Origin of the sequence: Devosia ginsengisoli (assembly GCF_024707105.1) — a bacterium.
Taxonomy (GTDB): Bacteria; Pseudomonadota; Alphaproteobacteria; order Rhizobiales; family Devosiaceae; genus Devosia; species Devosia ginsengisoli_A.
Genome location: NZ_JANQAJ010000011.1, coordinates 507,215 through 519,767, shown reverse-complemented (window position 1 = coordinate 519,767; position 12,553 = coordinate 507,215). Strand labels below are relative to the sequence as shown.

14 protein-coding genes and 2 tRNA genes are annotated in these 12,553 nt (G+C 64.6%); 9 read left to right on the top strand and 7 right to left on the bottom strand.

Features of this window, described 5'->3' with window-relative positions; genetic code table 11:
- Positions 1-34: 34 nt before the first annotated feature.
- From recJ to NVV79_RS16555, 6 genes are all read left to right on the top strand, one after another.
- Entirely contained in the window at positions 35-1,825 is a 1,791-nt protein-coding gene (recJ, locus tag NVV79_RS16580) for a single-stranded-DNA-specific exonuclease RecJ (protein ID WP_303991482.1), read from the top strand.
- Between the two features lie 177 nt (positions 1,826-2,002).
- The gene (locus NVV79_RS16575; protein WP_303991480.1) at positions 2,003-3,241 is read left to right on the top strand and encodes a cyclopropane-fatty-acyl-phospholipid synthase family protein; all 1,239 of its coding nucleotides are present in this window, start codon (positions 2,003-2,005) and stop codon (positions 3,239-3,241) included.
- A gap of 171 nt (positions 3,242-3,412) precedes the next feature.
- Positions 3,413-4,363, top strand: a complete 951-nt coding sequence (locus NVV79_RS16570) for an ABC transporter substrate-binding protein (RefSeq protein ID WP_303991479.1) — start codon at positions 3,413-3,415, stop codon at positions 4,361-4,363.
- A 70-nt stretch (positions 4,364-4,433) separates the two neighbouring features.
- The gene (locus tag NVV79_RS16565; protein WP_303991477.1) at positions 4,434-5,393 is read left to right on the top strand and encodes an iron ABC transporter permease; all 960 of its coding nucleotides are present in this window, start codon (positions 4,434-4,436) and stop codon (positions 5,391-5,393) included.
- Entirely contained in the window at positions 5,393-6,445 is a 1,053-nt protein-coding gene (locus NVV79_RS16560) for an iron chelate uptake ABC transporter family permease subunit (protein ID WP_303991475.1), read from the top strand. Before NVV79_RS16565 ends, NVV79_RS16560 begins: the two co-directional genes overlap by 1 nt.
- A 136-nt stretch (positions 6,446-6,581) precedes the next feature.
- Positions 6,582-7,397: an ABC transporter ATP-binding protein gene (locus NVV79_RS16555; protein WP_303991473.1), complete on the top strand. Its 816-nt coding sequence runs from the start codon at positions 6,582-6,584 to the stop codon at positions 7,395-7,397.
- 105 nt (positions 7,398-7,502) lie between these two features.
- Here NVV79_RS16555 and NVV79_RS16550 read toward each other — a convergent pair whose 3' ends face one another.
- The 5 genes from NVV79_RS16550 to NVV79_RS16530 all read right to left on the bottom strand — a co-directional run bounded on the left by NVV79_RS16550 (position 7,503) and on the right by NVV79_RS16530 (position 9,620).
- A complete protein-coding gene (locus NVV79_RS16550; RefSeq protein ID WP_303991471.1) occupies positions 7,503-7,781 on the bottom strand; it encodes a hypothetical protein in 279 nt (92 codons plus the stop codon).
- Between the two features lie 522 nt (positions 7,782-8,303).
- Positions 8,304-8,378 (bottom strand) — tRNA-Glu (locus tag NVV79_RS16545).
- Positions 8,379-8,429: 51 nt separating this feature from the next.
- Positions 8,430-8,504: transfer RNA gene (locus tag NVV79_RS16540), tRNA-Glu, on the bottom strand.
- A gap of 61 nt (positions 8,505-8,565) precedes the next feature.
- A complete protein-coding gene (locus NVV79_RS16535; RefSeq protein WP_303991469.1) occupies positions 8,566-9,042 on the bottom strand; it encodes a D-Ala-D-Ala carboxypeptidase family metallohydrolase in 477 nt (158 codons plus the stop codon).
- Between the two features lie 161 nt (positions 9,043-9,203).
- Complete coding sequence (locus NVV79_RS16530; RefSeq protein ID WP_303991468.1) at positions 9,204-9,620, bottom strand: VOC family protein; 417 nt, start codon at positions 9,618-9,620, stop codon at positions 9,204-9,206.
- A gap of 242 nt (positions 9,621-9,862) precedes the next feature.
- Here NVV79_RS16530 and NVV79_RS16525 point away from each other — a divergent pair, with 242 nt between their 5' ends.
- Entirely contained in the window at positions 9,863-10,405 is a 543-nt protein-coding gene (locus NVV79_RS16525) for a cold-shock protein (RefSeq protein WP_303992731.1), read from the top strand.
- A 10-nt stretch (positions 10,406-10,415) separates the two neighbouring features.
- Positions 10,416-10,898 carry a DUF192 domain-containing protein gene (locus NVV79_RS16520; protein ID WP_303991467.1) on the top strand — a complete coding sequence of 161 codons (483 nt, stop codon included), beginning with the start codon at positions 10,416-10,418 and terminating at the stop codon, positions 10,896-10,898.
- A gap of 2 nt (positions 10,899-10,900) precedes the next feature.
- On the opposite strand, the gene NVV79_RS16515 is transcribed toward NVV79_RS16520, so the two are convergent.
- Positions 10,901-11,584 carry a hemolysin III family protein gene (locus tag NVV79_RS16515; RefSeq protein WP_303991466.1) on the bottom strand — a complete coding sequence of 228 codons (684 nt, stop codon included), beginning with the start codon at positions 11,582-11,584 and terminating at the stop codon, positions 10,901-10,903.
- 189 nt (positions 11,585-11,773) lie between these two features.
- On the opposite strand from NVV79_RS16515, the gene NVV79_RS16510 reads away from it, so the two are divergent.
- Entirely contained in the window at positions 11,774-12,202 is a 429-nt protein-coding gene (locus NVV79_RS16510; protein ID WP_303991465.1) for a metalloregulator ArsR/SmtB family transcription factor, read from the top strand.
- 1 nt (position 12,203) lies between these two features.
- Here NVV79_RS16510 and NVV79_RS16505 read toward each other — a convergent pair whose 3' ends face one another.
- A complete protein-coding gene (locus tag NVV79_RS16505) occupies positions 12,204-12,485 on the bottom strand; it encodes a PilZ domain-containing protein (protein ID WP_303991464.1) in 282 nt (93 codons plus the stop codon).
- Positions 12,486-12,553 lie beyond the last annotated feature (68 nt).

Below are 12,553 nucleotides of genomic sequence, written 5' to 3'. Positions count from 1 at the left end.
TCCCACCATCCCCCAAATCGCCTACCTCTGCCCCATGCTCGACGCGCCGCGCCCTTTCCTTGACGTCACCCGCTCGGTCACCGGCCGCGCCTGGATCGATCGGCTCGATGCCACCACTACCCGCACCGCCACCGCCATCGCCCAGCGATCGGGCATTTCCGAAATCCTCGCCCGCATCATCGCCGCCCGCGGCGTGAGCCTCGATGACGCCGCTACCTGGCTCGAACCCACCATTCGTGGCCTCATGCCCGATCCCTCGACCCTGACCGCCATGGATGCCCTGGCTGAGCGCCTCGCCAAGGCCATCACCGATAACGAGGCCATTGCCCTGTTTGGTGATTACGATGTCGACGGCGCCTGCTCCTGCGCCCTCATGGCCCGCTACCTCGGGCATTTCGGCATCGAGCCGCAGGTGCATATCCCCGACCGCATCTTCGAGGGCTACGGTCCCAATATCGCGGCCATGGACAAGTTGATCGATTCCGGCGCCAGCCTCGTCATCACCCTCGATTGCGGCACCACCAGCGACGGCCCCATCGCCCATGCACGGGGCAGGAGCGCCGATGTACTGGTCATCGATCACCACCTCAGCGACCACGAACTCCCCGACGCCACCGCCCTGGTCAATCCCAACCGCCCCGACGATATTTCCGGCCTCGGCTACCTCTGCGCTGCCGGCGTCACCTTCATGGTCCTGGTTGCCGTCAACCGCGCCTTGCGTAACCGCGGCGATGCCGGTCTGCCGGATCTGCTGAAACTGCTCGATCTCGTCGCCCTCGCCACCATTTGCGATGTCGTCCCGCTCACCGGGCTAAATCGCGCCTTCGTCGTGCGGGGTCTCGAAGTCGCCCGCCGTGGCGACAACAAGGGCATCGCGGCCCTGGCACTGGCCGCCCGCCTCAGCGGCCCGCTTAATCCCTATCACCTGGGCTTTCTCATCGGCCCGCGCATCAATGCCGGCGGCCGCATCGGCAATGCCGCCATGGGCACCGAATTGCTGACCGTGGACGACGAACACCACGCCCTTGCCCTCGCCGCCCGGCTCGACGAACTCAATTCGGAACGCCAGCGCATCGAGGTCGAGGCGGTGGAAGAAGCTGCCGCCGTGGCCGAAATGGAGATCGGCAGCGGGGAGGGGCCTCCGGTCCTCGTGCTCGCTTCCGCCAATTGGCATCCCGGCGTCGCCGGCCTCATCGCCGCCCGCCTGCGCGAGCGCTTCGAGCGCCCTACCTTCGCCATTGCCCTCGGGCCTGACGGCACCGGCACCGGCTCGGGCCGCTCCATGCCCGGCGTCGATCTGGGCCGCGCCGTCATCGAAGCGGTGGAACTTGGCCTCGTCGCCAAGGGCGGCGGCCACGCCATGGCGGCTGGCGTCACCATCAAGCCCGGCCAGCTCGGCCCCTTCCGCTCCTTCCTCGCCGGGGCGCTCTCTGTCGATGTCACCGCCGCCCGCGCCGCCACGGCCCTCTCGGTCGATGCGGCGCTCACCGCGCGCGGCGCCAGCCTCGATCTGGTGCATGATCTCGAGCGGGCAGGGCCTTATGGCTCAGGCAATCCAAGCCCGGTCTTCGCCTTTCCCGCCCACCGCGCTCGCTTCGCCCAGGTCGTCGGCAAGGGCGGCCATGTCAGCTTTACCCTGGCCTCCGAGGATGGCGCCCGCCTCAAGGCCATCGCCTTCCGCGCCGCCAGCACCGCCATTGGCGATGCCCTGCTGCGCGATGCCGATTCGGCGTTCCATTTCGCCGGCGCACTCTCCATCGATCACTACCAGGGCCGCGAGCAGGTGCAGTTCCGCCTCACCGATCTGGCCCGCCCCAAGGGCTGACGAACCGGTTCGTCCAGCCGAAAACTGCTGCTTGCATATCCTCTTATGGCGGATAAACTGGTTTCAGGCAGACCTTGGAAGCGCCGTTTTTCGCTCAGGGGTGTGCCGCCGACACTCGCATTGAGGCGGCAGCTCAGATGCCGTCGCCAGGTTTAGTAATTTGGATCAAGCGGCCCGATGACGAAGTCCCTAGCAGAAAATTCCACCGATACCGGCGTAACCCTGTGGACCCGGTTTGCCTCCTGGGCCGTCGAGCGCATCGGCGTCGCCATGGTCGGCAAGCCCAGCCACGGCGCGCTGACCGTCATTTTCCCCAATGGCCGCACCCGCACCGTCGGCAATCCGGCGACCGGCGAACACGCCACCCTGCGCCTCAACAATTTCCGCGTGCTGACCGAGGCCATGCAGCGCGGCACGGTGGGCTTTGCCGCCGCCTATATGGCGGGCGACATCGAAGTGGACGACCTCACGGCCCTGTTCCGCTTCTTCCTGCAGAACCGCGACATGTTCGAAAACGCCAATCCCGGCTTTTTCCGCAAGGCCGCCGGCGACCTGCATTACCACCTCGCGCGCCGCAACACGCTCGAGGGCTCCAAGAAGAACATCGCCGAGCACTACGACCTCGGCAACGACTTCTACGGCCAGTGGCTCGATCCATCCATGACCTATTCCTCGGCGGTCTTCACCTCCGGCGACCAGAGCCTCGAGGAAGCCCAGCTCGCCAAATACCGCCGCGTCGCCGACATGGCCGGCATCACCGAAGGCTCATCCGTGCTCGAAATCGGCTGCGGCTGGGGCGGCTTCGCCGAAACCGTCGCTCGCGACTACAAGGCCCATCTGCGCGGCATCACCCTCTCGGCCGAACAGCTCAAATTCGGTCTCGAACGCCTGGCCCGCCAGGGCCTCGACAAGTTCGCCACCCTGGTCTTCGAGGATTATCGCCACACCGAAGGCCAGTTCGACCATATCGGCTCCATCGAGATGATCGAGGCCGTGGGCGAGGATAACTGGCCCAGCTATTTCCAGACCATCCACGATCGCCTCAAGCCCGGCGGCACCGCCGCCATCCAGGCCATCACCATCAACGAGGCCGATTTCGAGGGCTACAAGAGCGGCCCCGATTTCATCCAGCGCTACATCTTCCCCGGCGGCATGCTGCTCACCAAGACGGTGATGAAGGATTTCGGCGAGAAGTATAATCTCGTGCTCGAAAACGTCGAAACCTTTCGCCTGTCCTACGCCCGGACCCTCAAACTCTGGCGCGAGCGTTTCCTCGAACGGTGGCCCATGATCGCCCCCCTTGGCTACGACGAGGAATTCCGGCGCAAGTGGGTCTATTACCTCTCCTATTGCGAAGCCGGCTTCACCGAAGGCTCCATCGACGTCGGCATCTATCAATACCGCAAGCCGGTATAGCGGCGCTCGCCTCATCCTCCATCGTCACCCTCGGGCCTGACCCGAGGGCTCTGCACTGCTGGACGCTCGGCAGAGGTGGTGCTCTCGCTCACGCGCTAAACATGACTTGACCAATCAACTTACCTCCCGTAGGGAACGGCCGAGTTTCATCCACCAGCGCATGAGCCGAAAATGCTGTCCAGGACCCTGCTTTCCCTCTCCGTCGCCGCCTTCGCCCTGACCCCGGTCATGGCCCAGGCCGAACCCTGGTTCTACACCGACAGCCTCGGCAACACCGTCACCCTCGACGAAGTCCCCACCCGCATCATCGCCAGCCAGGACGCTGCGGCCGGCCTCATTCCGCTTGGTATCCGCCCGGTCGGCATCTATGCCGATGGCCCGCTGGCCGAGGCCAAGGCCCTGCAGGGTCTCGACCTCACAGGCATCGAGCTGATCGGCCAGGCCTGGGGCGAGGTCGATATCGAAAAGGCCGCCGCCCTCCAGCCCGATCTGGTCATTGCCGAATACTGGCCCCTCGACAATGCCTGGAGCGGCGGCGAAAACGTCGTCAATGCGCTGACCCCGCTCGCCCCCATTACCGGCCCCACCAATGGCGATTCCATCCTCGCCCTCATCGAGGATTACGAAACCATCGCCGCCAGCCTCGGCGCCGATCTCGACGAGCCGTCAATCGCCGCCGACAAGGCCGCTTTCGAAACCGCCAAGGCCGCCTTCGAAGCCGCCACGGCAGCCAAGCCTGATCTCACCGCGCTCGCTATCTGGGCCGGCACCGACGCGCTCTATGTCGCCGCCACCGCCGGCGCCGCCGAACTGATGGATTTCCACGCCTGGGGCCTCAACCTCATCGATCCCGAAGTGGCCGACGATCGCGGCTATTGGGAAACCCTCTCCTGGGAAAACACCGACAAGTACGAGCCCGACCTGATCCTGGTCGACAACCGCTCGCCCGCCACCATGGAAACCGCCCTGGCCCAGCCGACCTGGACACTGATGAAGGCCGCCGCTGCCGGCGCCGTCACCGATTGGCCGGCCTTCTGGCTGCGCAATTACGGCGCCTATGCCCGCGAGCTCGACAAGATCACCGCTGCCATCAACGCCGCCGACGAGAACCTGGGCGACTGATGCCCGACGCGCCGGCCGGCATAGCCAGAACCAGGGGGCCGCGCTCGCGCTCGGCCTCCTTTGCCTTGCCGTGGCATTGCTGCTGGTCGCCTTCTTCTCCGTCACCGTCGGCGCCCGCCCCATCACGCTTGAAACCGTCTGGACGGCGCTGACCGCCTTCGACCCTGACTCCACCGATCACCGCATCATCTGGGACCTGCGCCTGCCGCGTACCGCCATCGGCCTCGCCGTCGGCGCCGCCCTGGGCCTCTCCGGCGCGGTTTTGCAGGGCGCCACGCGCAATCCCCTGGCCGATCCCTCCATTCTCGGCATCCATTCCGGCGCCGCCGTCTTCGTCGTGCTCGGCGTCGCTGTTTTCGGCATCACCCAGCTCAGCGCCTATGTCTGGCTGGCCTTTATCGGTGCCGGAGTCGCCATGCTGGTGGTCTATGCCGTGGCCTCGCTCGGTCGTGAAGGCGCCACCCCCATCAAGCTGGCTCTGGCCGGCGCCGCCATGACTGCCGCCATGCAGTCGGTCACCAATGCCATCCTGCTCACCAGCCCGCGCACGCTCGATGAAATCCGCTTCTGGCAGGTCGGTTCGCTCGTGGGCCGCGATATGGATATCTTCATCCAGGTCGCTCCCTTCCTCGCCGTCGGCATCGTCCTGGCCCTCGCCACCGGCCGCATGCTCGATGGTCTCTCCATGGGCGAGGATGTGGCCCGTTCGCTCGGGCAGAATGTCGACCGCTCCCGCGCCATTGCCGGGCTGGCCGCCGTCATCCTGGCCGGTGGCGCCACTGCCGCGGCCGGACCCATCGCCTTTGTCGGCCTCACCGTGCCCCATGTCGCCCGCGCCATTACCGGCCCCAACTATCGCTGGATTTTGCCCTATTCCATGCTGCTGGCGCCCATCCTGCTGCTCGGCGCCGATGTCATCGGCCGCGTCATCGCTCCGCCGGGCGAGGTGCAGGTGGGCATCGTCACGGCCTTTCTCGGCGCGCCGTTCTTCATCGCGCTGGTCCGCCGCCGCAAGCTGGCTTCCCTCTGATGGCCATGCTCGAAGCCGCCGGCACCGTCCGCCACATTCGCCACCGCCTGGCCACCCGCCGCCGCGCGATCACGCTGGCGCTGCTTGTCCTCCTGGCGCTGACTTTCGCCGCCGCCCTCTATCTCGGCGATTACTATGTGCCGCCCGGCGAGGTGCTGCGCTCGCTGCTCTCGCCCCTGACCGGCCTGACCGACAGGGGCGTCGATTTCATCGTGCTCAATGTCCGTCTGCCCCGCGCCACGCTGGCCGTGCTGACCGGCATATCCTTCGCCCTCAGCGGAATCATTTTCCAAACGCTTCTGCGTAACCCTTTGGCCAGTCCGGATATTATCGGCATCTCCCACGGCGCCAGTGCTTCGGCAGTGTTCTGCATCATCATCCTGGGCTTCTCCGGCATCTGGGTCTCGCTGGGCGCCCTGGTAGGCGCCATCCTCACGGCGCTCATCATCTATGCCCTGTCCTGGCGCGGCGGCGTCACCGCCTATCGCGTCGTGCTGATCGGCATCGGCATGGCCGCCATGATGTCGGCCGTCATGTCCTATCTGTTCACCCGCGCCCGTCTCTTCGAGGTGCAGAAGGCCCTGGGCTGGCTCATCGGCAGCCTCAACGCCTCCAATAGCGGCGACATTATCGGCCTCGCCATCGCCCTGGCGCTGCTGCTTCCCGTCACCATACTGCTGGTCCGCACGCTCGACGCCATGCAATTGGGCGACGATACGGCCACGGCGCTCGGCGCCCGCGTCGAAGCCGTGCGGCTGGGCCTCATGCTGGTCGCCGTGGCCTATGCCGCCTTCGCCACCGCAGCCGTCGGCCCGGTTACCTTCGTCGCCTTCGTCGCCGGCCCCATCGCCCGCAACCTGCTATCAGGCGCGGGCAAGGGCTTTGTGCAGGCCGCCCTGGTCGGCGCTCTGGTCATGCTCGGCTCCGACCTGGTGGCCCAGCACGCCTTGCCCATGGTGCAATTGCCCGTCGGCGTCGTCACCGGCGTCTTCGGCGCCGGCTTCCTGCTCTGGCTGCTGGTCGTGTCCAACCGGGCCGGGAAGGTGAACTGATGGTACTGACCATACTGGGGCTATCTATCAGTAGACCTCATGGTGAGCTTGTCGAACCACGAGGGCGTGGCACTGGCGGCGTGCCCGCCCGCATGGTTCGGCAAGCTCACCATGAGGACTTCGAGAGGACTGTGAAATGACCATTGATCACCAGCTTCTCGCTGCCGGCATCGACCTGGCCTATGGCGAGCGCAAGGTCGTGGACGACCTCAGCCTCACCATTCCGCCCGGCAAGCTCACGGTCATCGTCGGCGCCAATGCCTGCGGCAAGTCCACCGTCCTGCGTGGCCTCGCCCGTCTCCTCGCACCCAGTCGCGGTGCCGTCTATCTCGATGGCAAGCCCATCCACCAGATGCCGACCCGCGAAGTCGCCACCATCCTCGGCGTGCTGCCGCAATCCCCCATCGCGCCCGATGCCATCGTCGTCGCCGATCTCGTCGGCCGCGGCCGCTATCCGCATCAGGGCTGGTTCCGCCGCTGGACGCCAGAGGACGATGCCGCCGTCGCCGAAGCCCTTACCGCCACCAACACGCTCGACCTGGCCGACCGCCCAGTCGACGAACTCTCCGGCGGCCAGCGCCAGCGCGTCTGGATCGCCATGGCTCTGGCGCAACAGACCGACGTCCTGCTGCTCGACGAGCCCACCACCTTCCTCGACATCAACCACCAGGTCGAAGTCCTCGACCTGCTCACCGACCTGGTCAAGCATGCCGGCCGCACCGTCGTCGTCGTCCTGCACGACCTCAACCTCGCCTGCCGCTACGCCGACCACATCGTGGCGATGAAGGCCGGGAAACTGGTGGCCGAGGGAAGGCCGGCCGAAGTCATGACCGAAGCAGTGGTCGCCGATGTGTTTGGGATGGCATCAAGGGTGGTCATCGATCCGGTCTCCGACACACCGATGATCGTGCCGATCGGCCGACACCACATCGGGGCAGGGTTGATCGCCTGACTTGGCGCTGACGCCGCGAGCCGCTTTTGAGGGAGAGCGCGGAAAGTCCGCACCGCCGGATCAGGCGGATACGTCCAAGGGCAGCATCCGCCTGGTCCGGGTTCGTCAGTCGGGTACGCAATCGTACTGTTCAGTTCCCTCGACCCGGTCACCGTTTTCATCTTCATCATAGATGACAAGCCAGGCGCCCTCTCCACACATCAGATCCCATTCAAGCTCATCCATATCGGAACCAGATCTGTCACCCGCACCGGGTTTCTGCTGGAAGGTGAGGCCCGCTCCCGGGCTGACAAAAAAACCGACACTGGCTGCCAGGGACGGCCCGATCGCCGCAAAACCTAGCGCAACCGCCAGCGCACTCGTCACTACCAACTTGCTTCGCATTGTCTTTCTCCTTTTTGCCATTAGGGCAGGGTGGAGAATGGACCGGCGACCCGGAACGCCGCATGAACCCGGCCTTCACATGGAATTCAGCCTCGTGCGACGACATTTCACGGAAGGTTGGGGCCACATGGTGGTCCCCGAGTGGAGCCACCCCTCGCCCCTTGTGGGAGAGGGTGATTTTGCGGCGTCCAGCCGGAAAATCGGGTGAGGGGCTGCGCTCGCCCATGCTTCAATGCCCACAGACAACATCCGCCCTTCGGGCCTCTTGTCCCGCGAGGGGAGAAGGGAGGTTGTGCCTGAGTTTTACCCACCTACGCCTCACGCGCAGGAATCGTAAAGCCCACATGGCGTCTCCCGGCCTCGAACTGGGTGTTCACCCGGAGAACTCATCGCCTTTCGGGACCGATGCTCATCGTCATCACCCGGCTTGTCCGGACACAAGCCGGGCAAGCCGACAGGGATCGGCTTCGCCGGTGACATTGTCGGAATAAAGGGGAATATGACCTAAGTCATTGCAGTCCCTGGTACGCCCAAGGGGAATCGAACCCCTGTTCCCGCCGTGAGAGGGCGGTGTCCTGACCGCTAGACGATGGGCGCGGAGCAAGGAACTCGATGCTAGCTGTCAGCTTCCCCGCCAGCAAGGGGGAATGGTACGCCCTAGGGGAGTCGAACCCCTCTCTGCACCGTGAAAGGGTGCCGTCCTAACCGATAGACGAAGGGCGCTTAAGCGCTGGTCGACCGTATAGTTGGGGGATTTGTTAAGTGCAAGCCCCTGTGGATGTTTTTAACACCCCGAGAATGTCACCGGCCTGTTATAGCCGCGCGGACGGTCGCGCACATCCACATGGATGAAGCTCTTGCCCGGATAGCAGCCCAGTCCGCCCACGCTGCCGGTCTGCATGGCAAAGGCGATGAGCTGCCGCTTGTCGACACCAGGAATGTAGAAATCGGCCGCCATGCATTTGGTGTGGTAGGAATTATCCGCGCCGCCCGCCGCACTGTTATGCTGGCCGTCGCGATAGCCGGAATTCATGATGACCTTCTTGCCGAAATGCCCCTCGAACTCCCAGATGAGGAATCTGAGCTTGGGCGAGATGCAGAGCGCATTGACCTCGCGGCTGGAGACGAATGTGCCCCAGTCGCTGCGTTTGCCGGCATAGCCCGAGCCGCTGGAGCTGGCGAACATCGCCATGGGGGCACAGGCTGCTAACGCGAGGGCCGTGACCACAAGGGCGGCAATGGAGCGGGTTTTGGTCTGCATGGCGGCTTCCGAAAGACCCCTGTTGCGCTTGCGCAACAGGCAACGGTCCGTTCTGTGAAGTCGCTAAAATACGACCGGTTTCGCTAACCGTCGGCTAAGCGAAACGGTTAACGAATTTCACCGCTCGCGCATGTCGATGCTAACAGTACGCTAACCAATTCCTACCATTTGCCAGTGTTCGGCATCGACAGCCACGGCTCCTGCGGCGGCAGCGATCCGTCCTGGATCAGCTCCACCGAAATGCCGTCGGGGGAGCGCACGAAAGCCATGTGCCCGTCGCGCGGCGGCCGGTTGATGGTGATTCCCATATCGCTAAGATGCTGGCAGAGCTTGTAGATATCCTGGGTACGATAGGCCAGGTGCCCGAAATTGCGCCCGCCGGTATATTCCTCGGGATCCCAGTTATAGGTCAGCTCCACCTCGCCACCCGAATCGCCGGGTGCAGCCAGGAAAATCAGCGTATAGCGACCCTTCTCATTCTCGCTTCGCCGCACCTCTTCCAGCCCCAGGCCCTCGCAATAAAAGCGCAGGCTGGCTTCGACATCGGTCACCCGGACCATGGTGTGCAGGTATTTCATGGCGCTGTCTCCTTGGCGAAATCGTTGTCGCTGGCCTATCAAGCCCGGGCCCGCGCCGCAATTCCAAACAGAGTCTTAACAATTGCTTTTGAATCGGACACAGTGTCCTCCTGTCTTGTGGAGTACCTCGCGGCGGCGAGGCGAGTAAAAGGGCTTTGGGGAGCATGGGGGCCAAGTTCACTGGCGAAGGCGAAGAAGGCACGGGCCTGTCGGGGGAGACAGGCTCGACCAGCCGCGATGACATGATGTCATCGGATGCCGGGCATGATGCGACGATCGAGGTTTCCGGCGCCATCAAGTGGTTCGACGCCGGCAAGGGCTTCGGTTTCATCGTCCCCGACAACGGCATGCCCGATGTGCTGCTGCATGTGACCTGCCTGCGCCGTGACGGCTACCAGACCGCCTATGAAGGCGCCCGCATCGTCGTCGAGGCGCTCAACCGCCCCGGTGGCCTGCAGGCCTTCCGCATCGTCTCCATGGACGAATCGACCGCCCGCCACCCCGCCCAAATGCCCGCACCGCGCACCCATGTCGTGGTCGAGCCGACCTCGGGCATGGTTCGGCTCGAAGTCAAATGGTTCAACCGCATCCGCGGCTTCGGTTTCCTCTCCGCCGGCGAGGGCACGCCCGACGTTTTCGTGCATATGGAAACCCTGCGCCGCTTCGGCATCACCGAATTGCGGCCGGGCCAATATGTGCTGGTGCGCTACGGCAATGGCCCCAAGGGCCTTATGGTCGCCGAAATCCGGCCCGATGGTTGGGGCGACGCACCGTCCTCCCACTAGGAATTCACCCATGATGCTGTTTGCCCAAGGCTTTGCCCCGGTGCTGCGCCGCACCGCGGCCGTAGCAGCGATCGCCATGGTCGCGCTGCCGCTGGCGGCCTGCAGCGACGAGGGCAGGCTGGTGCTGCACTCATCCACTGGCGACTACAGCTTCAATGTCGAAGTGGTCGATACGCCCGAGAGCCGCGCGCAGGGACTGATGTATCGCACCGAGCTGGCCGAAGATGCCGGCATGCTGTTCGACTTCAAGGAAGAGCGCCCGGTATCCTTCTGGATGCGCAACACCTTCATCCCGCTCGACATGATCTTCGTGGATGCCGCCGGTGTGGTCAAAACCATCCACGTCAATGCCGTCCCGCATGACGTGACCGGCATTCCCTCGGAAGTGCCGGTACAATTCGTGCTGGAAATCCCCGGCGGCCGCTCGGTCGAAATCGGGCTGAAGCCCGGCGATACGATGGAACACGAGCGCGTCGGCGCGCCGGTCGACTGATCCTACAGCCGGTGAATGACCATGCAGTCGATCACCGCCCATAGATGCAGGCTGGCCCCGGCCACCACGAAGACATGCCAGAGAGCGTTCTGGAATTTGAGCCTCTCCCACAGGTGGAACACGATCCCCAGGGAATAGGTGATCCCGCCGGCCAGCAGCAGCCACATCGTGGTCGCCGGGAGCGTCTGCCCCAGCGACTGGAACACGAATATGCCGCTCCAGCCTATGGCCAGGTAGAGTACGATGGCCAGTCGCCCGAAGCGTTCCGGCACGATCAGCTTCAGCGCCACCCCGATCAGCGACGCGCCCCAGACGAAGGTGGTCATCAGGACGCCGGTCGTGGTGCCGCCGATCACCGCGAGGAAGGGCGTGTAGGAACCGGCGATGAAGAGGAATATGGCCGCCTGGTCGAAACGGGCCAGCAGTTTCTTGATGGGCGAAACCGGCCAGAGATTATAGGCCAGCGACACACCGAGCACCGCTACAAGCGAGCCGACATAAACCACCAGCGCGGGCGCGGCCTCGGGCGCGGTTTCCAGGATCGCGAAGGCCAGCAGGATCGATCCGGCCGCTATGGCGACGATGAGACCCAGCACATGGACGACGCCGTCCACCACCAGTTCGGCAAGCGTGAAGGGCCGCTGTTCACGGCTCCACCACGAATATTTTGCCACTGGTTTCTGCACGGCTCGCGTCCTCCTTGCCCTGAACCTGACGCAGGGAAGTGACCAGATTATTGCAGCAACAGGACCATCGTGCGGCATCGTAAAGCCCGGCTCAACGCATCTGGTGAATAACCCCTTGTCCGGCAAGGCCTGTGCTTGACGCGTAACGCGACCGTTACTACTGCATCGGTGAAACGCTACGGAACACCCATGCCGCCTCTCGCAATTCTTGTCGCCCTGGCCGACCCAACCCGCTGCCGCATCATCGAAATCCTGCATGGGGGCGCCCAGCCGGTGCATATGCTCGCCGGCCATTTCGATATCAGCCGCCCGGCCATTTCACGCCACCTGCGCGTGCTCCGCCAGGCCAGGCTGATCAGCGAGAAAAAAGTCGGCCGGGAAAACCGCTACGCGCTTCATGCCAATCGCCTGCAAACGGTGCAGGATTGGCTGGCCGGGTTGGCGCCGGCATCAAAGCCCGCGCCCGAGCCGAAGGTGGTTGCCAGGCCGAAACCGGCCAGGAAGGCAAAGCCTGCGGTCGCCGTCGCTTCGGCTCCCATTCCCCCGCAGCCGCCCGCGCGCACCGCGCCAAAACCGGCCCCGGTCAGCGCCGTCTCACAGATGGGTTTCGATTTCTAGCCTAGTCCCGGTATTCCACGCCCAGTTCCCGCAGCGCCCGCCACGCCACACGGCAGGTCTGCGGCCGATGCCCCGGCGCATGCAGCAGGATGACGTCCGGAATACCGGCAACCTTGGCCACTTCCAGCTTGGCACCGGTATCCGAGACGTTACGGATGATGCAGGGCAGGGTGGTTTTCCCGAATGTGATGCGGGCTTCGATATAGGTGTTCCGCCGCGGGGCAATCCTGCGCTCAAGCAGCAGGGCCGATGGGCTGGAGGGGGATTTGGACAAGTCGCGCATATGGCCAACTACCGAAGCCGCACTTGCCGAAAGCTTAAGTCCCTGCGGTCACCGAGCGATGCCGTTAC